This window comes from Ensifer sp. Root423, assembly GCF_001426275.1.
GTDB classification, from domain to species: domain Bacteria; phylum Pseudomonadota; class Alphaproteobacteria; order Rhizobiales; family Rhizobiaceae; genus Ensifer; species Ensifer adhaerens.
The window spans coordinates 238,903-263,214 of sequence record NZ_LMEG01000016.1 but is presented as its reverse complement, the minus strand read 5'-3'; the positions used below and the strand labels follow the sequence as shown (position 1 = coordinate 263,214).

The window sequence follows — 24,312 nt, the reverse complement described above, 5'->3', positions numbered from 1 at the left end:
CTTGCGCCAGGCACGCGTCCTTGATTGCTGATGGAACGCCGCGGCTGCGATCCGCAGCCGTCCGGCGCGCCGGTTGCGCGGATTGTCAGGGTGTTGCGTCCTTGAGGAGCGCGGAACGCGCCTCCGAGAAGAACTGTCTGCGGGTCAAGACGAAGATGACGAAGACGGTGAGCGCCACGAACACATAGGGGCTGATGAACCAGCCGAGATAGCCGATCGAAAGAAAGATCGCCCGGAGACCGGCGTTGAAGTGCTTGGCGGCAAGCACGTTCATGCGGATCGCCCGTTCGGCCGCCTTCTCCGCCGCATGTCGATCCCGCTGCATGTCGGCGGTCATCGGGATGCCACCCATCAGGATCGAGCAATAGTTGAACAGCCGGTAGGACCAGCCGAACTTGAAGAAGGAGTAGCCGAAGAGGCAGGTGAGGCCGCCGACCTTCAGCTCGAACGCCGTGCGCCCGCCATGGAAGACATAGGGCATGTCGGCAAAGATCATCTGCGCCTGTTCGGTAGCGCCGAGCAGTGCGAAGCAGCCGCCGAGCGCGAAGATGGTCGTTGAAGCGAAGAAAGCGGTGCCGGCCTGGAGCCCCGCGATGATCTGCGTATCGATCATCTTCAGGTCGCGGTTGAGCGAATTGCGGATCCAGCGGCCGCGATGCTCGTTCATGAGGCGCGTAAGACTCACGCGTTTGAAGCCGCGCGTGCCATCGGTCGCCCAGCTGAAACCCGCCCAAAGCAGGATAAACACGACAAGCGCTATGTAATCTTCGAAGGTCATACACGTGTTTTTGGCATGGCTTTTGGAAATTGCAAGGTGGCCGGGGCGGTGTCGGAATCCGCGACGCGTCAACTACTGTGATGAAATTGCGGCGGAATTTCTTCCCGGCCGTACCGACCATTTGTGCGGTTTTCACCAGGATCCTGTGTTCGGTCGCACGGGCTTGACACCTTTCCGCCACATTCCCCCATTGCGCATTTACGCTTTCTTCAATATGCATGGCCCCAGACGCGGGCGCCTACGGTGCTGCCCGCGGCCGTTGAGAGTGTTTTCGGAGACATCATGGACAATACAATTCAGAAGTCTTGCTGGGGCGTAACTGCACGCGCCGTGGCTGGTTTCGCTGGCGTTCTTGTTCTTGCTTATCTTTTCGGCGGCCTTTGATATCTAGTATCTAGAAAAGTCCACTGATTGACGGCGCGGCTTCCCAAAAGCCGCGCCGTTTTTGATTCCAGGCAACCAGTGGCGCTACCCGGAGCCCTTGCGGGAGGTCAATGTCGCACGGACGGGATCGAATGTCGGTTGACCGCCTGACGGCCTGCTATGGGATCGCTTAGGCTTCGTTCCTATATCTGCTTGCGGATCTCCTTAAATCGGCACCGATCAAGGCGTAAAATCCACCAGCAAATAAGACGGTATCACGCCGGTTCGCATAGACTTCGAAGCGTGGTATCGAGGCAATCGTTAATGCGGTGCCGGGCGATCATGCCCGTGCGTCGCGGGTCAGTCTCCGGGGCAGGCAGCTTATGTTTCTTTCCGTCTTCGACGTGTTCAAGATTGGTATCGGGCCTTCGAGCTCGCATACGATGGGGCCGATGTCGGCCGCCAATCGCTTTCTCGATCTCATCCTTTCCGACGACTGGCCACGTCCGTCCCATGCCTCCGTTGCGGCAATCAAGGTGAGCCTGCACGGTTCGCTCGCCCACACCGGCATCGGCCACGGAACGGGCAGGGCGGTGATCCTCGGACTCGTTGGCGAACGCCCGGATCTCGTCGATCCGGATCGCATGGATGCCCTCATCGATGAGGTCGAACGCACGGGCCGCATTACACCGCCGGGCCATCCGTCCTACGAATTCCAGCCGAAGACCGATCTGGTCTTCGACAAGAAGGTGCCGTTGCCCGGCCATGCCAACGGCATGTCGTTTTCTGCCTTCGACCGCGACGGCCGCCTGCTGTTGAAGCGCATCTACTATTCGATCGGCGGTGGCTTCGTCGTGACCGACACGGAACTTGAGGCCATGCGCGCCTCGAAGAACAAGGCGACGGGCGTCAAGGTGCCGTTCCCGTTCTCCTCGGCCCAGGAAATGCTGGACATGTCGGCGCGCTCCGGCTTGACGATTGCGCAGATGAAGCGGGCGAACGAAGAGGCGACGATGTCGCCGGACGAACTGAACGCCGGGCTCGACCGCATCTGGGGCGCCATGAGCAATTGCATCGACCGGGGCTTGAGCCAGGACGGCATCATGCCCGGCGGCTTGAAGGTTCGCCGCCGCGCCCGCTCGATCCACGACAAGCTGCAGGAAGAGTGGCGTTCCAACAAGGCCAATCCGCTGCTCGCCAACGATTGGCTGAGCGTCTACGCAATGGCGGTCAACGAGGAAAATGCCGCCGGCGGCCGCGTCGTCACTTCGCCCACCAACGGTGCCGCAGGCGTGGTGCCGGCGACGATCCGCTATTACATGCATTTCCATGACGACGCCGACCAGGAAGGCATTCGCGACTATCTGCTGACGGCTGCCGCGATCGGCGGCATCATCAAGCACAACGCCTCGATTTCCGGCGCTGAGGTCGGCTGTCAGGGCGAAGTCGGCTCGGCGTCCGCGATGGCGGCGGCGGGCCTTGCTGCCGTTATGGGCGGTACCCCCGAGCAGATCGAAAATGCGGCCGAGATTGCACTCGAACATCACCTCGGTATGACCTGCGATCCTGTGGCCGGCCTCGTGCAGGTGCCCTGCATCGAGCGCAATGCGCTTGGAGCGGTCAAGGCGGTGACGGCCGCTTCTCTGGCGCTCAAAGGTGACGGCAAGCATTTCGTGCCGCTCGACGCCTGCATCGAGACGATGCGGCAGACGGGCGTCGACATGAACGAGAAGTACAAGGAAACATCGACCGGCGGTCTTGCGGTCAACGTTGTCGAATGTTGAGGCTTGCAAGCCTCTCGAAGCCCAGACGCCGGTGTATCGACCGGACGTATTGCGGTGATTGTGGATGAACGACGTCTGGCCGCTTGACCGCAACGGCCGGACGGGTGTTCAAAAAAAGCCATGTCTCTACATCTCATAAAGCTTTGCGTCGGAGCGGAATCGATCGAGGACCTGCGCGAATGGGTCTCGCGCAAGGCGATGGCGGCCATGGCCGCCGGCCTCGAGCCGCACTCGTTCCACACGACGCGCATGGTGCCCAAGCGCGTGGAGGAACTGCTGGAAGGCGGCTCGCTCTACTGGGTGATCAAGGGCAGCGTGCAGGCGCGCCAGCCGCTCATCGGCATCGAGACCTTTACCGACGGCGAAGGTATCGGCCGTTGTAATCTGCTGCTGGGTCCGGAAGTGATCGAAACCGAACTGCAGCCGCGTCGCGCGTTTCAGGGATGGCGTTACCTGACCGACAAGGACGCCCCGCGCGACCTGGCGTCGCTATCGGGCGGCGGCTCCGAGATGCCGCTCGAACTGCGGCGCGAACTGGCCGAACTCGGGCTTCTCTAGAAGTCCTATGCCGCGGGCATTTTGCTGAGCTCTTGGCAATCGAGCGGCAACCAACGCGTCCTTGAAGGTGTCGCCTGCTTTCGCACTCTTCTGCGCGCGCGAAACGGCCCTGCCGAGGCCGCACCATCATCCAGCCAGAAAGCAAAAAGGCGGCCGTGGCCGCCTTCCGGACTGTGAATGTTCAGGTGATCCGCATCTTCAGCGGATGGCGCCGGTTTGGCGCCGTCACGTGAAGGTGGATGCCGGCGCGCGGCTGGGTCGAGCGCCAGGCTCGAGCTCCGTGCGTCAAAAGCATGCCGACGAGATCGCGTGTCTTGGCCTTCGATCGATTGAGGCCGAGATCGGCGATGCGCATGGCCGCCTCGTGCAGGGGGTGCAGATTGATGCGCGACGGTTTAGCCCGTCGCCCCGGCAGCGGGGTGACACCCGGAACGTTCTCGTTCATTGCCATGTTTAACCTCGTTACGCTGTACAAATCCGAGGAAGGCGGCCGGAAAACAAACACATCCGGCCGCCAAATTTCGTCGTTACTGCTGGCTGGCCCAGCAGGAGATGCCTTTCTTCTTCAAGGCCTTGCAGGCGTTGACTGCCGAATTCTGGTCATCGAAGCCGCCGAAGCGGGCGCGGTAGACCTGGCCGAAGGCGACGGTGAACGGCTGCGCGTTGCGCAGTGCCTTGCCGCCCTTGTCCTTGGCGTTGCCGAGCAGCGTCATGGCCTGATCCTTGTCCGGAGTGGCACCGATCTGGATCACCCAGCCCTGCGGCTGCGCCGGCATCGGCTCGGCCTTTGCGACTTCAGCAGGCTCTGCCTTGGCAACAGCCTCTGCCTTCTTCGGCACGGAATTGGTGATCTGGGTGTCGACCATCGCTGCGGTCACAGGCTGGCGAAGCTTCAGGCTCTGCGCGTCGAGCGTGTTGGGAACGATCTTCGGAGAAAGGACAGGGTTGTCCGATGCACGCTTGTTGCCGGCATAGGCCATCTGCACGCTGCTGGCGCTTTCGCCGTTGTAGCGGAAATCCGGAACGGGACCGGTGTTGGGCAGGTCATGGCCAGCGGCGACGGCTGCGACGACCGGCGTCTCGGCAACGGGCGCTGCGGCTGCAACCTGGGTCTCTTCGGCCGGAACGGGGGTCGGCTTGGTCTCGGCAATCAGGTTGCCGTTGCCGCGACGCGATGCGTCCGGCATGTACTTCGCGACCAGGCGGCGCATCTGTGCATCGCGGCTGGCGCCCGAGGTGCCGCCCATGACGACGGCGACGATGCTGCGGCCGTCGAGCTGGGCCGAGGTCACGAGGTTGAAGCCGGAAGCGCGCGTGTAGCCGGTCTTGATGCCGTCGACGCCGCGCACATTGCCGAGCAGGCGGTTGTGGTTGCCGATGGTCTGCTTGCCGAAGCGAAAGCTGCGCGTGGAGAAGTAGTCGTAATACTGCGGGAAATGCTGGCGAAGCGCGAGGCCGAGGCGGGCCTGGTCGCGTGCGGTCGTGCGCTGTTCCGGATTGGGCAGGCCGTTGGCGTTGCGGTACGTCGTGCGCGTCATGCCGAGCGCGCGCGCCTTGTTCGTCATCATGCGGGCGAAGCGTTGCTCGGAGCCGCCGAGATACTCGCCAAGTGCCGTGGAGGCATCGTTGGCCGACCGTGTAACGAGCGAAAGGATCGCCTGTTCGACGGTGATCGACTGGCCGGCGCGCACGCCGAGCTTAGACGGAGGTTCCGCGGACGCATTTTTCGAGAAGGGAATCTGCGTGGACTTGCTGATCCGACCGGCTTCGAGCGCCTCGAAGGTGAGGTAGAGCGTCATCATCTTGGTGAGAGACGCCGGATAGCGCAGTTCGTCGGCATCCTCGCCATAGAGGATCTTGCCGGTCTTGGCATCGACGACGATGCCCGAATATTTGGGATTGGCGTAGGTCGACGCCGCAAAGCCGGGCAACACAAAGGCGACCGAGGCAATGGTGCCTGCCAGGACGACCCGCTTTACCATCTTTGAAAGAGCGCCGAACGGGCGCTTCGCGAGATCAAAAAAACCGGTTTGGGACACTACGCTGCTCTTTATTCTCATGTCATGGGGTTGTCCGGACGCCGCCTCCGGGAACGACCGTTCTCGAGACAGTATCGGCATAGCGTTACCAATCGGTTTATGATGAATGATTGGTTTCCGGAATCGGACGCATTCGTACAAAGACAATTCCGGTGTAGCGCAATGATGCGGTGCCTGCCTGCACCACATCAGTTGGACGAAATCAGGGCACGATTCGGCTTTTGATGAAAGCTGTAATCGCGTTGTCGATTTCCTTCCATTGCGGCAACAGTTTATTGGCGAAGCGGTAGAGGACGACGAGGTCCTTGCCGGCATGAATGTCGCGCTGGCAGTCGGCGCTGGTCGATATGGTTTGCGCGTCGGATTTCAGGCAGCGCACCACGTAGGGCGCCTGGCCTGTCCGCTCCGCAGTATAAAAGACTTCGCCTGCATAGCTGGAGGCAGCTTTGGTCGCATGTAAAAGCAGTCCGTTCGGCCCGCGGGATGGAGGGCCGTCGAAAACCTGCTTGTAGATCGGCTCCACCCGACCCGACATGTCGCGGGACATCGTGCTTTGCGAAATCTGCAGGAAGATCAGATTTTCAGGCGCGTCGACGTCGTTGAAGAGGTCGCGATTTTCGTCGCTGTAACCTTCAAGGCTGGGCCATGTCAGATAGACATCGACACGCCCGACGATCGAGGTGGCGCGTTGGGCCTCGAAGCGGATCATGTTCGCCGGCAGCCGCAGATGATCCTGTCCGATGAAGATATCGTAGGGCTCTCTGCTGGCGGTGTGACCGGCCAGCGCCAGGTTTTCGCCGAACCATCTTCCCGCGAACGCGATTGCCGCCGTCAGGGCTGCGAGCACAACAACGACCGCCGTCACCCGGTAGATGAAGCGGGCCGACAGCAGCGGCCGGAGTTCCGGTTCGTCTATCCCGTTTGGAGCGTTGCTCATGGTGGCCGTCCCGTCGCGTTGGCCGCGCCCAAGTCGAGTGTCGAGCCCCTGGTTGGCGGCGGACCGAAGTGTGGCGGACGCCGCTTGCCCGACGCTGGTCGAAGACGGTTAACTTTCGATGAATGCCCTATGCCCGCGTGCGTCCGGGGAGACAAGGCCGCATAAAAAAATGGCCGGTTCCGAGGGACACGGAACCGGCCGAGGCTCGGTCTGGACGGGGAAAATGGACTGACCGAGGCCCGTTGGGAGACGTCCGCCGGGTGGCGGCTCGCCTGTATTTCAGATCTTACTGCGTGCGAACGCTACCGACGGCAACGGTGCGGCCGTCCTGAAGCTTGACCCAGCGGCCGGAATGCTCGGTCGATTGGCGCTTGAGGTAGGTGTATTCGGTATCCGACCACAGCAGCACCTTGTTGCGCATGTTGTCGAGGATGAAGTCGCCGCGGTCGGTACGAACGGTGAGGACGGCATGGCCGTCGCCATTCGGCTGCAGCACGACGGTGATCAGCAGGTCGGATGCGGAGAAGCCGTTTTCGATCAGCTTGCGGCGCTTCAGGAGAACGTAGTCTTCACAATCGCCGACGGTTTCCGGATAGGACCACTTCTCTTCGACGCCATGGATTTCCATGTCGGTCATCGGAGTGATCGCCTGGTTCACGTCGTAGTTGATCTCGAGAATTTTCTGCCAGCCTTCGCGGGTCAGCACCATCGGGCCGCCGTCCTTGCCGTTGGAGGTGCACTCCGACGCATAGATCTTGCAGAACTCGTAGTGGCCGATCGGCGGGTTGGTGGAGCCGGTCACGACCATGTTGGCCGGAAGCGCCTGAGCCGTGCCGAAAAGGCCGCCGGTGAAAAGGACCGCAACCGCGATCAGCTTGGTGATTGTCTTGAGCATGATTGTCTCCCCGTTATGGTTCGACAATGGCACAGACGTTTTTATCGCTCGCGAACTTGCGAGCTAAAAACAAGTACAAATGAAAGTCGTATAAGAATAAAACAAGAATAGAATTTTATTTGTATTTGAATCGAATTTGAATCAAATTTTATCGATTTTAGCTCCGCCCGCTCGTGGAGGTGTAATTTGTTAAGCATTTAACCCGCTGTATTTGTTTGGGTATGCGCGAAACGAGCGACTGGGCGGTGCAAAAACTGCGGCGCGGCCACGGCAGGAGATGCATCTTTGCAGCGTCTGTACTTGCCACTTCGGGAGAGTTTTGACTTGAAATATGCGTTTTCGCTTGAATTCCACCGGAAAAATATTTGCGGACGACGAGAGCATTTTGATCGCGGCGCCGGACTTGTCTCGAAATGATCCAGGCGCGGATGCGGCGCGCTTCTTACTCGCGAAAACCGCTCCGGTTGCCACCGATCATCGTGTGTCTTCGGGCTCGGGGACGTAGGGCCTAAGCGAGCACGCCTTTAGCGCGTTCTCTCGGGCGTAGCCGAGCGGAGCGATGTGGGAGCGGGGGTTCTTTGCCGCACAAAAGAAGCACGAAGACGGTTTTATGTCTGAAGGACAGTTCGGGAGATGGGGGCTAGGAGCGTTGCTCAATGCAAGGCGGGTAGCCGAAGGACGGCGCAGGCGCGCCGTTAGAGGAATTCGGTCAGTGCCTCACGGGACTGGATGCCCAAGAACTCGATGGCGCAGCCTTCCTGGAAGTGACGGACGATCCGGCCCTTCATATTTCCCAGGAGGATGGCGGTTCCGATCGGCGGGCGGTTCTCGATGTCGACGGCAGCACCGGACAGCGAAAGGTCGATGATGCGGCACGGGAACTTCTCGCCGGTGTCGAGCGTCAATTCGGTTACCGTTTTGCGCGGCGCAAGGCGATCGTGGCGGCGGTCTTCGGGCAGGCCGAGCTCATGCTTGTTGGCGATCCAGGTGAGCTGGGCCGCGAGCTTCTCGCGCTTGCGCTCGGTCGCGTTGAGCTGGATGACGAAAGCGCCATCGGCGATGCGAGACACCGTGCCTTCGAGGCGACCGACGTGATCGACATAGGCGATGATGCGTTCGCCCGCGCGCGGCTGGGCCGGCGAGGAAAGCAGGACGTCGCCGGGCGACATGTCGATGGCGGTGCACTCGAACTCGTCACGATTGGCAAGCATCAGCCGCCCCGCCAGATTCACGGAAACGCGCTGGAACGCACCTTCGTGGTGCGGTTTCGGAGCGGTATTCTGTGCGTGCTGAAACGAGAACATGTTGACTCTGTGGCGACATAGCTTGGCTGGCGGAGCTTAGCCTTTTCAAGTTAATAGAAGGTTCGTCCTCCGGTTGGTCCCTGACATCATCTCGGGACAGTCGGCGCGATCAATCGCGGCGCCCGCCCTCGAGGATGCGGAGATGCCCGAACTGGCGGAATTCGCGCGAAAATGCGCCGGCGGCAGGCGATTTCGCAAAGGCATCGCTCTGTCGTTCGGTTTCCTCGTCGCGAAAAACAGCGGTCCGATCAGGGTCAAGAACCTTCATGCCCGTCGCATCGAGACATTCGATTGAGGTTGCATGCAACCAATACGGGCGGGAAAGAGGTGAGAGGGCGCCAAGGACCCGGTCACTTTCGCCTTCGCTGGAGGCAAGCGGCAAAAGCAGGGTTTCGATATCGACTTCCCGCGCGTCGGCGGTACGGCCCTTGGCCGAAAGCACGAGCGGCACACGGTGCGTCATGACCTGGCCGGTGATGCGCTGCGTTTTCGCCGCCTGGCTGCCGAGCCAGAGCATGCCGAATTGCCGCCCGCGCAGCTCCTGCCCGAAGAGGGCGCACACCTGGGTTCCCGCTAGGCGAAACGAGATGCCGGCATTGCGGTCGCGCTCGAGAATGAACAGGTTCGGCAGCAGCGTTCTGATGTCGGAAGGTTCAAGCTCGTCGCGGCGCGGAAGCTCGCGCTTCCCGCGAATGGTGTTCCAGTATCGGAAAAGCTCCGTCGTCGTATTGCTGCGCATCGCTTCTTTCATTCCATTCCTGCGGCCCGTTGTGTCCCGGTTCGAGACATCTTCGGCCATGCATTTCGGTTCTGAGGATTAAGGAGCGAAAACCGTGCCAGCCGGAAATTAAGGTTAACAAACGGTTTCCGTTGCAGTGCGCCGCCGCAACTGGCAGGGGAGGACATCACTTTACGAAGCGTTGTCTTCGGCACTTGAACTGGAGCTCGGATCTGAGCTTGGCGACCGTTCAGTTTTTGCTGGACGGTCTTTTTTTGTTTGCTTATGGCTGGTCGCCCCAACTCCAGTCCTAATTCCGGTGATGCCATGCCATTGCCGCGATCGCACAGGAATGTGTGGGCCGCATTGAGAGGAGAACACAGCAACCATGGAACGAGATCAGACGGCGACGCCACCGGAAGCAGAGCGCGACAGCGCCGCGAACCCGGCGCGCGAGCCGGCCTTCAATCTGCCGGCGGGGCTGACCTTCATCCTGCTGTTTCTGATCGCAATCCATGTTCTGCGAACCTACGTGCTGCCGCCGGCGATCGATCAGGAGATCATCTTCAACTTCGCCTTTCTCCCGGCCCGCTACGATCACCCATTGGCCGAGCAGGGGCTTGCCTGGCTGTGGAGCCCCGTCACCTATTCCTTCCTGCATGGAAGCTGGGAGCATCTGATCTTCAACATCTTCTGGATGGTGGCCTTCGGTGCGCCGGTCGTGCGGCGGATCGGCATGGGGCGTCTCGCCGTGTTCTGGTGCCTGTCGGCGGCGGCCGCAGTCGCGCTGCATACGGCGTTTCACTGGGGGGAAATGATCGTCGTCGTCGGCGCTTCCGGCGTGGTGTCCGGATTCATGGGGGCTGCCGCGCGCTTCGTCTTTTCGCCGAGCGGACGCATCAGCCGGCAGTTTGCCCATCTCAATCGCCGGCTCGACGTCGGTGAGGCTCTGGCCAACCGCTCGGTTGTGGTCTTCGCCGGTATCTGGTTCCTGACCAATTTCCTAATCGGCCTTGGCATGTTTACCCCCGGCGGAGCGGGCAGCGTCGCCTGGGAAGCGCATATCGGCGGCTTCCTCTTCGGCTTTCTGCTCTTCAGCCTTTTCGATCCGCGTGACTGACGGAGCGAAAGATCGGCGGACGGCGCTTGTGAGCGCTTGATTTCCCCAAGGCGCTGGCGCACCATTTGTTACGGTCGCCCGTGATCGAAAGACTGGGCGACCCGTGTAGGCCGGGTATCGAATGCCATCCGCGTCTGAGGAGCACGCGAGACGGCTTTCGCAAGCGGCCAGGGTACAGGTTCCATCGCCCGACCGTACCGCACGTGAGATGGCTGGACCTATCCCTGCCGACCCGGTGTTGTCGCAACGGGAGATGTGCGCATGTCAGTAAAAGCCATACTCGATGAAAAGGGCCGGAATGTCGTAACGGTCGGCCCTCAGATGACAGTCCAACAGGCTGCCATCCTCTTGCGTGACAATCATATCGGTGCGGTCGTCATCCTCGACGCGGACGATCAGATCGCAGGCATCCTCACCGAGCGCGACATCGTCGCAGCGATTGCCAAGCAGGGTTCGACCTGTCTCGAAAGGCCGGTGGCAGCGGTCATGTGGCAGAATGTCTATTGCTGCACCGAGGACATGTCGGTTCAGACCCTGATGGAAATGATGAGCAAGCTCAGGGCCCGTCACCTGCCGGTCGAAAGGAACGGCCAGCTTGCCGGCATCGTCTCGATCGGTGACGTGATCAAGCATCACATCCGCGCCATCGAGCACGAGACCGAACAGATCAAGGCCTATATCGCCGGCTGAGAGAAAAGGGCGGCATTGCGCCGCCCTCTTAATCCCCCTGGGAGCCGCGAAGCACCCGTGTGTTCAGGATGCACCCTGGGCGACCGGTAAGTGCGCCGCCGCGTATCGCGGCTTTCATGCCGGGCACGCTCCGTCAGCGAACGAGCACTTCCTGCATGCGGCGAATTTCAACCAGCCTCGCTTTTGCCTCGTGGTAGCCGCGATCGATTGCTTCGCCCGCGCGATGGAATTCCGAAAGACCGATGTCGTTGAGTTTCGGGTGCAGCGCCAGGTCCGGCGGGTCGCCGGCAAGCCGGGCGCGGGAAATCCGGTCCTGGATGATGTTGAAGGCCTGGACCATGACGCTGGTCATGCCGAGGCGCGACTGGTGCGGCGCTTCCTTGGCGGGCGCATCCAGGGATTCAGCGCCGGCGCTGTGTTTGACGACGGCCGAGCGGCCATAGAGATCGTAGTTGAGGTTCACCGCGACGACGAGTTGCTGCTCATGGGCGCGGCACACCGAAACCGGAACCGGATTGACGAGCGCGCCATCGATCAGCAAGCGTCCATTCGCCTTGATCGGCTCGAAGATGCCGGGCAGGGCGTAGGAGGCCCGGATCGCGGTGATCAGCGATCCCTTTTCAAGCCACACCTCGTGGCCGCTGTGAACTTCCGTTGCAACGGCAATGAACGGCCTGTCGAGGCCTTCGATGCTGAGGCCTTCCAGATGCTCCTGCATGCGCTTGGTGAGCCGCAGGCCGCCGAAAAGGCCGCCGCCGCCGATGGCGAAATCGAGCAGGCCGGCGATCCGGCGTACGGTGAGGGAGCGGGCGAAGGCTTCGAGTTCGTCGAGCTTGCCGGCAAGATAGCAGCCACCGACGAGCGCGCCGATCGAGGTGCCGGCGATCATGCCGACTTCGATGCCTTCTTCGTCGAGCGCGCGCAGCACGCCGATATGGGCCCAGCCGCGCGCGGCACCGCCGCCAAGCGCGATTGCGATCTTCGGTTTTTGCGGAGGTGGCGCCGGTTCAGGTGGCGTTGTCGAAATCGATGTTCCGTCCGGTCCGGACAGATCCGTAATCTGATTGTTACGCGTAAACGTCCAATTCAACATCCGGCACCTCCAACACCGCCGAATACTCCGCAGCGCGACACGTCGATGAGAATGCGCGAAGGTCGCTGTGGCAATTCATCGCTGACTAAACTTCCAGGGGTCGGGATTGATCCTGGAGAGAGGCAATTTCATGCGCGCGTCCTGGGGAGGCTCCGCCAAGCCGGCGCCGGTGCTGGCCTTGTCCGCTTCATTGCTGAAAGACTGGCACCTTTGTCTAAGGTATATCACCGATCCCACCGACGATTGCGGCACGACCGATAAACATTGGATACAGTTTGCAATACAGTTTGGAACGAGATCGTTCCGATTGCGCCGCATCCCTGCTTAAGGATTAGGCGCCCGGTTGGTTTCCAAAATATAAATATAGCATGCACCCGCGCCAAAAAGATGCGCGATGCTTAATTTTTATCATAGATCTCGGCGGGGTCGAAATGCCTGTGGTCGTCGGTGATTTTGACCGAGGCCTTGCCGTCTTCGGTGCCGACGGTGCGGTAGAAACAGGAGCGGCGGCCGGTATGGCAGGTCGCGTCGTGGCCGGCGACGGAAACCTTCAGCCAGATCGCATCCTGGTCGCAATCGGTGCGGATTTCCTTGACCGCCTGCAGGTTCCCGGAGCTTTCGCCCTTCTTCCAGAGGCTCTTGCGCGAGCGGCTGTAGTAGTGGGCCACGCCGGTCTCGATCGTCAGGGCCAGGGCCTCCGCGTTCATGTGGGCGACCATCAGCAACTCGCCGTCCCTGACGTCGGTGACGACGGCGGTGATCAGCCCCTTTTCATCAAAACGGGGAGTGAAGGCCGGACCGGTTTCCAGTTCGGCCTTGTCTGAGGAGGGAGCGTCGAAGGTGAGCGTCATGGAAAGGCTCCGTCTGTCGGAGCCTTACTTGAAGCCCCTGATCATCGTCATGAACCGCGCCTGCTCGGCCGGTTCCGTCTGGAAGGTACCCGTAAATGTGGTCGTCAGCGTTGTCGAGCCTTGCTTCTGCACGCCGCGCATCGCCATGCACATATGCTCGGCTTCGATCATCACGGCAACGCCGCGCGGGGCGAGCGATTCGTCGATCGCCCTGGCGATCTGCGCCGTCATCGATTCCTGCGTCTGCAGTCGGCGGCCGTAGATATCGACCACGCGGGCGATCTTCGACAGGCCGAGCACGCGCCCGTTCGGCAGGTATGCGACATGCGCCTTGCCGATGATAGGCACCATGTGGTGCTCGCAATGCGAATAGAACGGGATGTCCTTGACGAGCACCATATCGTCGTAGCCGGCAACCTCCTCGAAGGTGCGGCCAAGCACGTCTTCGGCAGCCAGATCATAACCGCTGAAAAGCTCGCGGTAGGACTTGGCCACGCGCGCGGGCGTATCCAAAAGCCCCTCGCGCTGCGGGTCTTCGCCAGCCCAGCGCAAAAGAACGCGCACCGCTTCCTCGGCCTCCTTCTGGGTGGGGCGGCCGCTCGCATCGTCGAGCACAGGAAAATTCTTCACTATGGCATCCATAATGGCCTCTTTTAGCAATACGGGATTGCTTGACGTTTTATCTTTCGGACAACTCGCCACTGGCCATTCGCCTAACCCTGCAGGCTTGGGTTCCGTTGGCGGGCTCCGGGGCTTTCCGGTCCTGGCTTAGCAGTGCACTGGACCTTCCGGCACGGTTTCCCAAACAACAGGCGACATTGTTCCTCTTGCGGAACTGTCGCCCCAACACGACATAGCATATAGTATGGTGCCATAGAGATGAAAGAGGCGGAGCGTGTCGCGTCGTGCTTTTTTCCCGTCTACCGGAGAAAATCATGCGTCGATCACTCAAAACCGCGAAAAATCAGTCGGATCGCGTCAAATGATGGATGACATCTACAACAGCCGAATTCTCGAATTCGCCGGCAACATTCCCCGTATCGGGACGCTCGGCGATGCCGATGCGGACGCGACGGCGCATTCCAAGCTGTGCGGCTCCAAGGTGCATATCTGGCTGAAGATGGATGGCGACGTCGTCACCGATTTTGCCCATGACGTCAAAGCCTGCGCGCTCGGCCAGGCGTCGTCCTCGATCATGGCGCGCCATGTCGTCGGCGCCGGGGCTGAGGAGATCCGCCAGGCGCGCGAAGACATGCTGGCTATGTTGAAGGCGGACGGTGAGGGGCCTTCGGGCCGTTTCGAGGATATGCGCTTCCTGCGTCCGGTGAAGGACTACAAGGCGCGCCACGCATCGACCATGCTAACCTTCGATGCGGTCGTCGATGCCATCGAGCAGATCGAGGCCAGGCGACTGCTCGCGGCCGTCTGAGATGTGCGGCGAACCGAATTGCCGACACGCTGCACATGAAAAGGCAGCGCCAGCGGTCCGTGGCCGAAACTGGTCGGGCCCCTTTCGCAAGACCCCCGGGCGGCTCGCCGGCATGGCGCTGATCCGCGCCTATCAGCTCACGCTTTCGAGCTTTATCGGCAATTCGTGCCGACACCTGCCGACCTGTTCGGAATATGGCTATGAGGCGATTGCCCGCCACGGCTTCTGGGCCGGAGGCTGGATGACGCTGTTTCGCGTGGCGCGCTGCGGGCCGGGCGGAACGCATGGTTTCGATCCTGTGCCGGAGCGGCTTGAACCGCGCCTCGTATGGTACGCGCCGTGGCGCTTTTGGCGGCCGCGGCCGAAGATTGGATGACCGCCATCGAGCGCTTCCTTCTCGATGCCCGCGACTTGGCCGGGCTGCAGACGACGAACCAGGCCTATACGATGGTCCAGGCGGTACTGCAGACGTTTCGGCGCCGGCTCGAGATCGAGGATGCCATTCTGTTTGCCGACATCCTGCCGCCTGTCATCCGGGCGATCTTCGTTGCCGAGTGGGACCTTGAAGAGCCGCGGCTCCCGTTTTCGGGTCGCATCGCCATGACCCGCGAGGTACAGGCGCTGCGCCCGGATCACAATATTTCCCCGGACGGCGCCATTGCAGACGTCGCTGGCGCCTTGCGTCGCAACATCGACGAGGCGAAACTCGACCGGGTGCTCGCGCGGCTGCCGGCGGGCGCTGCGGATTTCTGGCGCGCCTGACAAGGGGAATGATGAACAGCTACGTCGCCTTGCTTTACAGCATCGTTCTCGGGCCCGGCCGCCGGGTCGTCATGGCTGACCTCAAGAAGATGGCTGAAGGGCTCGGCTATCAAGCGCCGCGGACGTTGGTCGCAACGGGCAATCTGGTGTTTCAGACCGGACAAACGTCCACTCGGGACCTCGAAATGCCGCTTGAGAAGGCCTTTGCCGAGACGTTTGGCCGGCACGTCGACATTCTTGTCCGGTCGGGCGCCGATTGGCAGACGCTTGCCGCAGCCAATCCCTTCCATGAGGAGGGCGAGGCGGACGCGACGCAGGTTCATGTCCGGGTGATGCGCGAACCTTTGACGGAAGCGGCGCTCCAAGGGCTTCGGCGCTACTGCACCGCCGGCGAGCGACTGGCGATCGTCGATGGCGATCTCTGGGTGCATTTCCCGGGCAAGGCGAGCGAATCGAAGCTGCTCGGCGCCATGACCACCAAGCGGCTGGGCATCGGGACGTTCCGCAACTGGAACACCGTGAAGGGGCTTTGCGAGATGCTGCGCAGCTAGCGTCCGCCGCAGCCTTTGCCTTTACTCACTTTCGAAAACCCTTTATCAGGCTACGGCGTATTTCCGCGGGTCGTCCTTCGGCTCGGGGAAAAACACGCAGCAAAAGCACTACAGCGATCTCTGCGCGTCTGACGGATGCGACGCTGTATCGTCAATTCACCGGCCTTGCCGGTCAACCATACCACCCGCATTCGTTGGCGGGACTGGATAGGAGATCACTATGTCGAATCCTGTTTCCCTTACATTTCCTGATGGCTCGGTGCGCGAATATCCCTTCGGCACGACCGGCCGCGACGTGGCAGAATCGATTTCGAAGTCGCTCGCCAAGAAGGCGGTTGCGATCGCGCTCGACGACGAGCTGCGCGATCTGTCCGATCCGGTGACTAATGGTCGCCTGGAAATCGTCGTTCGTGACGACAAGCGCTCGCTCGAACTGATCCGCCACGATGCCGCGCACGTGATGGCGGAGGCCGTTCAGGAACTGTGGCCAGGAACGCAGGTGACCATCGGCCCGGTCATCGACAACGGCTTCTATTACGACTTTGCCCGCAACGAGCCCTTCACGCCCGACGACCTGCCGCTCATTGAAAAGCGGATGAAGGAGATCATCGCCCGCAACAAGCCTTTCACCAAGGAAGTCTGGTCGCGCGATAAGGCCCGCCAGGTTTTTGCCGAAAAGGGCGAGGCCTACAAGGTCGAACTCGTCGACGCGATCCCCGAAGGGCAGGATCTCAAGATCTACTATCAGGGCGACTGGTTCGATCTTTGCCGCGGCCCGCACATGGCCTCGACCGGCCAGATCGGCACCGCCTTCAAGCTGATGAAGGTGGCCGGCGCCTATTGGCGCGGCGACAGCAACAACGCGATGCTGACCCGCATTTACGGCACCGCCTGGCACACCCAGGAAGAGCTCGACCAGTACCTGCACGTGCTCGCTGAAGCCGAAAAGCGCGACCACCGTCGCCTCGGCCGCGAAATGGACCTGTTCCATTTCCAGGAAGAAGGCCCGGGCGTCGTCTTCTGGCATGGCAAGGGCTGGCGCATGTTCCAGACGCTGGTTGCCTACATGCGTCGCCGGCTCGCCAACACCTATCAGGAAGTCAACGCGCCGCAGGTGCTCGACAAGTCGCTCTGGGAAACCTCGGGTCACTGGGGCTGGTACCGGGACAACATGTTCAAGGTGACCGTTGCCGGTGACGAGACCGACGACGAGCGCATCTTTGCGCTGAAGCCGATGAACTGCCCGGGCCATATCCAGATCTTCAAGCATGGCCTGAAGTCCTATCGCGAACTGCCGGTGCGCCTCGCCGAGTTCGGCAACGTTCATCGCTACGAGCCGTCGGGCGCGCTCCACGGGCTGATGCGCGTGCGCGGCTTCACCCAGGACGACGCGCATGTCTTCTGCACCGACGAGCAGATGGCGGAAGAATGCCTGCGCATCAACGACCTCATCCTCTCGGTCTACGAGGACTTCGGCTTCAAGGAAGTCGTGGTCAAGCTCTCCACCCGTCCGGACAAACGCGTCGGTTCCGATGAGCTATGGGATCGCGCCGAAAGCGTGATGACGGACGTCTTGAAGACGATCGAGGCGCAGTCGGAAGGCCGAATCAAGACCGGCATTCTGCCGGGCGAGGGCGCCTTCTACGGTCCGAAGTTCGAGTACACCCTGAAGGACGCGATCGGTCGCGAATGGCAGTGCGGCACGACCCAGGTCGACTTCAACCTGCCGGAGCGTTTCGGTGCCTTCTACATCGACAAGGAATCCGAAAAGCGCCAGCCGGTGATGATCCACCGCGCGATCTGCGGCTCGATGGAACGCTTCCTCGGCATCCTGATCGAGAACTTCGCCGGCCACATGCCGCTCTGGGTTTCGCCGCTGCAGGTCGTCGTCGCGACGATCACTTCGGAAGCCGACGACTACGGTCGCGAGGTTGCCGAACTCCTGCGTGATGCAGGGCTGACTGTAGAGACCGACTTCCGCAACGAGAAGATCAACTACAAGGTCCGCGAACATTCGGTCACGAAGGTTCCGGTCATCGTGGTCTGCGGCAAGCGCGAAGCCGAAGAGCGCTCGGTCAACATCCGCCGTCTGGGCTCGCAGGCCCAGACCGCCATGTCGCTCGACGAGGCGATTGCATCGCTTGCGCTCGAAGCCATGGCGCCGGATCTCAAGCGCAAGGCAGAAAAGAAAGCTCGGGGTTGAGACCCCGAGCACTTGCTTTGTCAGCAAACTGTCATATTAGCGGAATATCCGGATAAGATCGTATCCATCGGAGATTTCCGTGCAGTTCAAAGAGCTGTCCTACGCCAATGAGAACGACCGGCGCCTGAAGCGCTGGTTCATTCGCTCCATGGAAGGCCTGTCGGGCCGCAACCGCTATGCCAAGCTTTATACGCGCTGGCGGTCCGACATCGTCGGCAAGAGCGAGCGCGTCTTCGGGGAGATGTTGCAGCTCATCGATGTGACGCTGCAGACAAAAGGCGAGTGGCCGCCGCGGAACCTGCCCGATACGCCGATCGTCATCATCGCCAATCATCCTTTCGGCATCGGCGACGGCATCGCCGTGCTGGCGCTTGCCGAACAGCTCGGCCGTCCCTTCCGCGTCCTCATCAACAACGAACTGCTGAAGGTGCCGGAAATGGCGCCTTACTCGCTGCCGGTATCGTTCGAAGAGACGAAGGAGGCGCTGGCCGTCAACATGGCGACACGCCATGAAGCGCTGCGACTGCTGAAGGAAGGCGTGACCATCGTCATCTTCCCGGCCGGCGGCGTGGCGACCGCGCCGAAGGGTTTTGGTCGGGCCGAGGACCTGCCGTGGAAGATCTTTCCGGCAAAGCTCATTCAGGCGGCGCGGGCGAGCGTGATCCCGATCTACTTCGAAGGGCAGAACGGCCCGTTCTTCCACCTGGCGAGCAAGATTTCACTGACGCTGAGACTGTCGCTCTTGATCCGCGAATTCCGGCGTCTGTCCGGAACGACGATCGCGGCGCGCATCGGCGGCGTGCTCACGCCCGAGGATCTCTGTGCCTGTGGCGATCGCAAGGACCTTTTGGCGCGCATCTATGAAGCGGTCTTTTCCATGGCGCCGCCGCGTCGGCGGTTCATGCGACGGGCAGGCTGACGTTAGGTCAACTGCGTTCCGTTACGTCGAAGCTCAGTCCTGTGCTTCCGACACAACGCTCGCATTGGTGTTCGCATTGTTGCCGCCGCTGCTGAGCAGCACTTCCACGTCCATATTGACGCCGGCCTTCACGGTGAAGTCGCGCTCGTAGATCTTGTCCTTGTAGCGCGCCACGGCGGAATAGCTGCCTTCGAGCAGGACCTGCGTCGGGAAGGCGCCGTTGGCTTCGCTCACCGTATCGCCGGCGGAGGTGAGGATCGTCCAGGCGGTGTTGGCGATCGCTTCGCCGCCCGGTTCCGAAACCAGCTTGAGCGTGAGCTTGGCGGCGCGGTGCTGCATGGTTGCTTCGGTCAGCTTGCCCGCTTCGACCTGGATGTCTGCCGCGGTCGAGGCGTTGGTCGTGCCGCCATAGCTGGAGGTCACGTGATAGGTTCCGGCACCCAGCCGGACCACCGTGTTCGGCTTGACGTCCTCGACAATGAGCGCCCGTTCGCCGTCGCTCTTGGTGTCGGCGGAATAGACGTCGAAGCTGAGTTCGGCCGGTGGGATGCGCACGTCGCTGCCGGAGACCGCATTGAGCTTCATGCCGCCGGCATCGAGCACCAGCACCTGCTTGTCGAGCGCGCCTTGCTCCGGCACGCGGACCTTGCGCGTGGCCGAGGCGCGTCCAAAGGAGACATTGACGAAATATTCGCCCGGTACCAGATTGAACGCTGTCGAGCCGCCTTCCGACGTTGCGAGAAGCGGCAGCTTGCCGTCGCTTCCGGGGATCGGGCTGAACACACGCCAGGTGAGCCCAGCTTCGACCGGTCCGCCTTTTTCGGTCAGCAGCGCCTCGAGCTTGATATCCTTCAGCGTGCCGTCCGCCAGCGGATCCGATGTCATCGGGCTGAAGCCCGTCAGCTTCGGCATCTTGCGCGGGCCGGCGATCGAGGGGAAACTTTCAAACGCCTGGGTCGCATCCTCTGCGAACACATTTCCCGTAGCGGTGCCGGCGACAAGGATCGCAAGACCGGTCTGAAGGAAAATACGAGAGCGTGCACGCATGAGAACAGTTGACTTCCTGACTGAGTGACTCCACTTGGGACGCCGGTATGGCATTTTCGTGGCTGCCTGTGGGGCGGCAAATTAGTGGAATTCATCTGACATGAAAACCGAAATTAAGCTCGTCGACTACCTGACGTCCCGTCGCTCCATCCCCGCTTTCCAGATGGGAGGTCCCGGTCCCGGCAAGGCCGAGGTCGAGGAAATGCTGAAGCTTGCTTCGCGCGTGCCGGACCACGGCAAACTCGCGCCCTGGCGCTTCATCGTCTATCGCGGCGAGGAGAGGGTACGCATCAGCGCCAAGCTGAAGGCAATGGCGCTTGAGCTGAAGCCGGATCTGTCGGAAGAGATGATCAAGGTGGAGGAAACTCGCCTGTCGCGTGCGCCTGTGGTCGTCGCCGTCGTCAGCACCGCCGCGCCGCATTTCAAGATCCCGGAATGGGAACAGGTCATGTCCGCTGGTGCCGTCTGCCTCAACCTGCTGATGGCCGCCAACGCCCTCGGTTACGCATCCAACTGGCTGACCGAGTGGTATGCTTTCGACGAGCGCGCCTATCCGCTGCTGGGCGTGAAGCCGGGCGAGAAAATTGCTGGCTTCATCCATATCGGTACCGCCATGGTGCCACCGACGGAGCGGCCGCGGCCGGAGCTGGCCGAGATCGTCACCTGGGTTGGCGAGGAAGCCTGATGTTTTACGATACGACCTCGAACAGTCACGGTCTGCCGCATGATCCTTTCAAGGCGATTGTTTCGCCGCGGCCGATCGGTTGGATTGGCACGCGGTCGGCCGAGGGCGCGCTGAACCTCGCGCCCTATTCCTTCTTCAATGCCATCAGCGACCGGCCGAAGCTCGTGATGTTTTCATCGAGCGGCTATAAGGATTCGGTTCGCAACATCGAGGCAACCGGCGAGTTCACGGCGAGCTTCGCCAGCCGTGACCTGGCGGCCGCCATCAACAAGACGTCGATCCCGGCGCCGCATGGCGAGAGCGAATTCGAGATCGCCGGATTGACGCCGGTCGACGGCGCGCTGGTTGGGGCGCCGTTCGTCGGTGAAGCCTATGCCGCGCTCGAATGCCGGATGACCGAGATGTTCCAGCCCAAGGATCTGGATGGTGCATTGTCCGACAACTACGTCGTCATCGGCCAGGTCGTCGGCATCCACATTCGCGAAGATGCGATCCGCGATGGCCGTTTCGACATGGCGACGGTCAAGCCGCTCGCCCGCCTCGGCTACATGGACTATTGCGACGGCGGCGACGTCTTCCAGATGACCCGCCCGACGCGCTGACGGTTACCGCGCCGGCTCGGCGTCATACGCTGCCGGCGATGACTGCTTGCTCGGGCGAGCGGCAGACGACCGAAGCGAATCCGTCGTTACTGCTTTGTGAAAGCGCCCAGCGTGTGGCTGCAGCATCGGCGGTGGGCGGCAGCACCTCATAGGCGCGGATGCCGGCGTCATGGGCCCTTAGCACCACATTGGCGCGACCCGCGAGCACGGGCGCGGCCACGCCCTGATGCGCGGCACTCGCCGGCTCCTTGCAGCCGACTGCCTTTGCCAGCGCCGAGCCGTTGAAGATCAATCCTTCCAGTCGCTGCGAGCACCCCGCCAGTGTGTGCGGCGACAGCAGGCCTTCGGGTGCTGCGCCGTATTCGGCGTAAATCCGGGTGCGATTGGCTGGAAGGCCAATCCTTGCTTCGGCAACCCGCAGCATCACGTCGAGCTTCTGTATGTCCGCGCGGCCGCGGCATCCGGTAAGCACGACGCCATCGATGCCGCTATCAAGCAGCCGGTGTACGTCGTCTTCATGGAGCAGCCCTACCGGTTCCACACAGGCGAGCAGCGCGAGATCGCGTCCTTCCATCCGGGCGAGGCCAAGACGCGTTTCGTGGCCGAGGCCGGCAGTCAGGATCAGCCCAGCCAATGTGTTGAGAACGCTCACGTCCAGGCTAAGCGCGTCGTCGTCCGCAAACAGCAGCGGCCTTATGGTTTGGAGGCGGTTAACAGACATGGTGAACCAATCTTAAACCTTTGCTCGCTAGGCTCAGAACATCGGTGGCATTGGCGTGGTCTAGTGGGGCGTAGGTGATCATACAAGCATTTCTTCGCTGGGTGGAAACGGCGAGAACAGGCGAACGCATTCGCGCCGCCAGCGCGCTCGGCCGCGCCTATGTTGACGCGCAACTGAATGGCCTCGATCGTCGCGCCGCCGAGATGGCGATGACCTTCCTGCTGGACGATCCGTCGCCCAAAGTTCGCCTTGCCTTGGCCGAAGTCCTTTGCGGTTGCTCTTCCGTGCCGCGCGCCATCATTCTTGGTCTTGCCGGGGACCAGCCTGAAATTGCCTATCTCGTCGTTTCGCATTCTCCCGTCCTGACCGACGACGACCTGGTCGACCTCGCGGCTCGGGGAACGCTGGAGACCCGCGCGCTGATCGCGGCGCGCAGTTTCGTTTCGCGCGGGGTCGCCGCTGCGATCGCCGAAATCGGCGACGAAGACGAAATGCTGATCCTGCTCGAAAACCCCGGCGCTCTTCTGTCGCGCCGTTCGCTGAAGCGCATTGCCGAGCGTCTTGGCCATTCGGCTTCGGTTCGTGACCTGCTTCTTGCGCGCAACGACCTGCCGAGTGCCGCCCGCCACGCGCTTGTCGAAGAAGTCGGTGCAGCACTTGCCGCCTTCGGCCTCGTACAGGTGACGATTGGAGAAGGTCGCGTGCAGCGGGTCACCCGCGAAGCCTGCGATATCGCCGCCGTCGGCATGGTTGGAACGACGGCCGTCGAGGAGCTGCCGGACCTCGTCACGCATCTGCGCGAGACCGGCCGCCTGACGCCCGCCTTCCTGCTGCATGCGCTCGTGACCGGCCGTGCAGAGTTTTTCTCGGCCGCAATCGTCGACCTCTCCGGCGTCAGCGAAAAACGCGTGCGTTCCATCCTGTCCGGTGGGCGCGTCCACTCGATCCGTGCCCTGTTCGAAAGCGCCGGGCTCGGCCGCGACGTCAGCGAGACGTTTGCGACAGCGGTCCTCCTGTGGCGTCAGGACGGGCCGGGTTCAATCGGCGGCCACGCGACGGTCTCGGCAGAACTGCTCGTGCGCCTGCGACGTGGACGGGCAACATCGCCGACCGACGCAGCGATGATCGATCTGCTCGAGCGCCTGGCATTCGCCGAGGAACGCCAGTCGGCCCGTGACTACGCGGAACTTGCCGCACGCCAGGCCGCCTGATCGCGACCCGCTTTAGCGAGGAATGGACCCATGAACGCGAGGACCGCGACCGTTGCCGTGACCGGAATCGGCGGTTTTGTCGGACGGCACGTCGCGCTCGCCTTGCTGCGCGAAGGTTATCCTGTGCACGGCACGGTTCGCGCGCTCGGGCGCGCCGAGGAGATCGAGCGATCCATTCGCGCGGCCGGTGGTACGGATGCCGCGCGCCTGACGTTTGGAGAGGCGGATCTCCTGGAGGAGCGGGGCTGGGCTGAGGCCTTTGCCGAGGTTTCCTACGTCGTCCACACCGCCTCGCCATTTCCGGTTCGCTTGCCTGCCAATGAAGATGAGCTGATCGGGCCGGCCCGTGACGGCACGCTGCGTGTGCTCAGGGCAGCCCATGCGGCCGGTGCCAAACGCGTCGTGCTCACGTCGTCGGTCGCCGCGGTCATCTACGGGGCAGGGCGCGCGCCGTTTACGGAGGACGATTGGACCGATCCGCAGTCATCGCTTGCGACACCCTACTACCGCTCCAAGACCTTCGCCGAACGCGCGGCCTGGGACTATGCGGCTGACAGCGGCCTGGAGCTTGTGGTCATCAATCCCGGAATCGTCCTCGGGCCGGTTCTTGGCCATGAGATCGGCACATCCGTCGCCGTGGTGCGCAACCTGCTCAAGGGGAACTATCCCGCCTTGCCGAAGTTCGCCGTGCCGGTTGTCGACGTCCGCGACGTGGCGGATGCGCATGTGCAGGCCTTAAGCGTCGCCGCAGCGGCAGGCGAGCGTTTCCTGATTGCGGGAGAGGCGCTTTCCCTTGCGGATATCACGGCCATCCTCCGGCGCAGGTTCCCTGAACATGCGGGCAGGCTTCCGAGGTTCGTGCTGCCCAATTGGCTGGCAGGGCTTGCCGCCCCCTTCGATGCGGGCCTGCGCCTCATCGTGCGCGAACTCGGGCATGACCCCCGCATTTCCAACGAAAAGGCGCGCCGTGTTCTCGGGTGGCAGCCGCGCTCTGCCGAAGAGGCCGTCGTGGCCTCGGCGAACAGCCTGATTTCGGCCGGCCTCGTCTGAGG

26 protein-coding genes are annotated in these 24,312 nt (G+C 62.0%); 14 read left to right on the top strand and 12 right to left on the bottom strand.

All coding sequences use genetic code 11. The features are described from left to right. Window positions 1–85: 85 nt before the first annotated feature. Entirely contained in the window at window positions 86–778 is a 693-nt protein-coding gene (locus tag ASD01_RS17600; protein ID WP_034795992.1) for a DUF599 domain-containing protein, read from the bottom strand. Window positions 779–1,524: 746 nt separating this feature from the next. On the opposite strand from ASD01_RS17600, the gene ASD01_RS17595 reads away from it, so the two are divergent. Continuing rightward, entirely contained in the window at window positions 1,525–2,925 is a 1,401-nt protein-coding gene (locus ASD01_RS17595; protein ID WP_034795990.1) for an L-serine ammonia-lyase, read from the top strand. Window positions 2,926–3,045: 120 nt separating this feature from the next. Then, complete coding sequence (locus tag ASD01_RS17590; RefSeq protein ID WP_034795986.1) at window positions 3,046–3,483, top strand: DUF1489 family protein; 438 nt, start codon at window positions 3,046–3,048, stop codon at window positions 3,481–3,483. 181 nt (window positions 3,484–3,664) lie between these two features. Here the strand turns inward: ASD01_RS17590 and ASD01_RS17585 are convergent, their stop codons facing one another. The 6 genes from ASD01_RS17585 to ASD01_RS17560 all read right to left on the bottom strand — a co-directional run bounded on the left by ASD01_RS17585 (window position 3,665) and on the right by ASD01_RS17560 (window position 9,409). Continuing rightward, window positions 3,665–3,934: a hypothetical protein gene (locus ASD01_RS17585; protein ID WP_034795983.1), complete on the bottom strand. Its 270-nt coding sequence runs from the start codon at window positions 3,932–3,934 to the stop codon at window positions 3,665–3,667. 76 nt (window positions 3,935–4,010) lie between these two features. After that, on the bottom strand, window positions 4,011–5,543 hold the full coding sequence (locus tag ASD01_RS17580; RefSeq protein ID WP_034795980.1) for an SPOR domain-containing protein: 1,533 nt from the start codon (window positions 5,541–5,543) through the stop codon (window positions 4,011–4,013). Window positions 5,544–5,724: 181 nt separating this feature from the next. Further along, a complete protein-coding gene (locus ASD01_RS17575; protein ID WP_034795976.1) occupies window positions 5,725–6,459 on the bottom strand; it encodes a hypothetical protein in 735 nt (244 codons plus the stop codon). Between the two features lie 286 nt (window positions 6,460–6,745). Continuing rightward, window positions 6,746–7,354, bottom strand: a complete 609-nt coding sequence (locus ASD01_RS17570; protein ID WP_034795974.1) for a transglutaminase-like cysteine peptidase — start codon at window positions 7,352–7,354, stop codon at window positions 6,746–6,748. Window positions 7,355–8,049: 695 nt separating this feature from the next. Beyond that, window positions 8,050–8,658, bottom strand: a complete 609-nt coding sequence (locus ASD01_RS17565) for a PilZ domain-containing protein (protein ID WP_034795971.1) — start codon at window positions 8,656–8,658, stop codon at window positions 8,050–8,052. A gap of 109 nt (window positions 8,659–8,767) precedes the next feature. After that, the gene (locus ASD01_RS17560) at window positions 8,768–9,409 is read right to left on the bottom strand and encodes a PAS domain-containing protein (RefSeq protein ID WP_234798738.1); all 642 of its coding nucleotides are present in this window, start codon (window positions 9,407–9,409) and stop codon (window positions 8,768–8,770) included. 355 nt (window positions 9,410–9,764) lie between these two features. On the opposite strand from ASD01_RS17560, the gene ASD01_RS17555 reads away from it, so the two are divergent. Both ASD01_RS17555 and ASD01_RS17550 read left to right on the top strand, forming a co-directional pair. Continuing rightward, window positions 9,765–10,496, top strand: a complete 732-nt coding sequence (locus ASD01_RS17555; RefSeq protein ID WP_034795968.1) for a rhomboid family intramembrane serine protease — start codon at window positions 9,765–9,767, stop codon at window positions 10,494–10,496. A 261-nt stretch (window positions 10,497–10,757) separates the two neighbouring features. Beyond that, window positions 10,758–11,186, top strand: coding sequence for a CBS domain-containing protein (locus ASD01_RS17550; RefSeq protein ID WP_034795965.1), 429 nt, complete (start codon window positions 10,758–10,760; stop codon window positions 11,184–11,186). Window positions 11,187–11,319: 133 nt separating this feature from the next. Here ASD01_RS17550 and ASD01_RS17545 read toward each other — a convergent pair whose 3' ends face one another. From ASD01_RS17545 to folE, 3 genes are all read right to left on the bottom strand, one after another. Beyond that, window positions 11,320–12,279 (bottom strand): patatin-like phospholipase family protein, encoded by a 960-nt coding sequence (locus tag ASD01_RS17545; protein ID WP_034795962.1) that lies wholly within the window; start codon window positions 12,277–12,279, stop codon window positions 11,320–11,322. 398 nt (window positions 12,280–12,677) lie between these two features. Continuing rightward, the gene (gene hisI, locus ASD01_RS17540; RefSeq protein ID WP_034795960.1) at window positions 12,678–13,130 is read right to left on the bottom strand and encodes a phosphoribosyl-AMP cyclohydrolase; all 453 of its coding nucleotides are present in this window, start codon (window positions 13,128–13,130) and stop codon (window positions 12,678–12,680) included. Window positions 13,131–13,154: 24 nt separating this feature from the next. Continuing rightward, window positions 13,155–13,772 carry a GTP cyclohydrolase I FolE gene (gene folE / locus ASD01_RS17535; RefSeq protein WP_034795957.1) on the bottom strand — a complete coding sequence of 206 codons (618 nt, stop codon included), beginning with the start codon at window positions 13,770–13,772 and terminating at the stop codon, window positions 13,155–13,157. A gap of 340 nt (window positions 13,773–14,112) precedes the next feature. Between folE and ASD01_RS17530 the strand changes: the two genes are divergently transcribed. From ASD01_RS17530 to ASD01_RS17505, 6 genes are all read left to right on the top strand, one after another. Beyond that, window positions 14,113–14,559, top strand: a complete 447-nt coding sequence (locus ASD01_RS17530) for an iron-sulfur cluster assembly scaffold protein (RefSeq protein WP_034795955.1) — start codon at window positions 14,113–14,115, stop codon at window positions 14,557–14,559. A gap of 1 nt (window position 14,560) precedes the next feature. Further along, entirely contained in the window at window positions 14,561–14,935 is a 375-nt protein-coding gene (yidD, locus tag ASD01_RS17525) for a membrane protein insertion efficiency factor YidD (protein ID WP_034795951.1), read from the top strand. Next, window positions 14,932–15,321: a DUF2267 domain-containing protein gene (locus tag ASD01_RS17520; protein ID WP_162251004.1), complete on the top strand. Its 390-nt coding sequence runs from the start codon at window positions 14,932–14,934 to the stop codon at window positions 15,319–15,321. The genes yidD and ASD01_RS17520 overlap by 4 nt, the downstream gene beginning before the upstream one ends. 11 nt (window positions 15,322–15,332) lie before the next feature. Further along, the gene (locus ASD01_RS17515) at window positions 15,333–15,872 is read left to right on the top strand and encodes a DUF1697 domain-containing protein (protein WP_034796039.1); all 540 of its coding nucleotides are present in this window, start codon (window positions 15,333–15,335) and stop codon (window positions 15,870–15,872) included. 220 nt (window positions 15,873–16,092) lie between these two features. Next, entirely contained in the window at window positions 16,093–18,075 is a 1,983-nt protein-coding gene (gene thrS / locus ASD01_RS17510) for a threonine--tRNA ligase (protein ID WP_034795946.1), read from the top strand. A gap of 79 nt (window positions 18,076–18,154) precedes the next feature. Continuing rightward, window positions 18,155–18,994 (top strand): lysophospholipid acyltransferase family protein, encoded by an 840-nt coding sequence (locus ASD01_RS17505; RefSeq protein ID WP_034795943.1) that lies wholly within the window; start codon window positions 18,155–18,157, stop codon window positions 18,992–18,994. Between the two features lie 33 nt (window positions 18,995–19,027). On the opposite strand, the gene ASD01_RS17500 is transcribed toward ASD01_RS17505, so the two are convergent. Continuing rightward, window positions 19,028–20,041, bottom strand: coding sequence for a hypothetical protein (locus tag ASD01_RS17500; RefSeq protein WP_034795940.1), 1,014 nt, complete (start codon window positions 20,039–20,041; stop codon window positions 19,028–19,030). A gap of 100 nt (window positions 20,042–20,141) precedes the next feature. Between ASD01_RS17500 and ASD01_RS17495 the strand changes: the two genes are divergently transcribed. After that, entirely contained in the window at window positions 20,142–20,726 is a 585-nt protein-coding gene (locus tag ASD01_RS17495; RefSeq protein WP_034795936.1) for a nitroreductase family protein, read from the top strand. Then, window positions 20,726–21,328 carry a flavin reductase family protein gene (locus tag ASD01_RS17490; RefSeq protein WP_034795932.1) on the top strand — a complete coding sequence of 201 codons (603 nt, stop codon included), beginning with the start codon at window positions 20,726–20,728 and terminating at the stop codon, window positions 21,326–21,328. Before ASD01_RS17495 ends, ASD01_RS17490 begins: the two co-directional genes overlap by 1 nt. Window positions 21,329–21,350: 22 nt before the next feature. Here ASD01_RS17490 and ASD01_RS17485 read toward each other — a convergent pair whose 3' ends face one another. Next, window positions 21,351–22,049: a hypothetical protein gene (locus ASD01_RS17485; RefSeq protein ID WP_034795930.1), complete on the bottom strand. Its 699-nt coding sequence runs from the start codon at window positions 22,047–22,049 to the stop codon at window positions 21,351–21,353. A gap of 74 nt (window positions 22,050–22,123) precedes the next feature. On the opposite strand from ASD01_RS17485, the gene ASD01_RS17480 reads away from it, so the two are divergent. Then, window positions 22,124–23,260 carry a DUF2336 domain-containing protein gene (locus tag ASD01_RS17480; RefSeq protein WP_034795928.1) on the top strand — a complete coding sequence of 379 codons (1,137 nt, stop codon included), beginning with the start codon at window positions 22,124–22,126 and terminating at the stop codon, window positions 23,258–23,260. Window positions 23,261–23,290: 30 nt separating this feature from the next. Then, window positions 23,291–24,310 (top strand): SDR family oxidoreductase, encoded by a 1,020-nt coding sequence (locus ASD01_RS17475; RefSeq protein ID WP_034795925.1) that lies wholly within the window; start codon window positions 23,291–23,293, stop codon window positions 24,308–24,310. Window positions 24,311–24,312 lie beyond the last annotated feature (2 nt).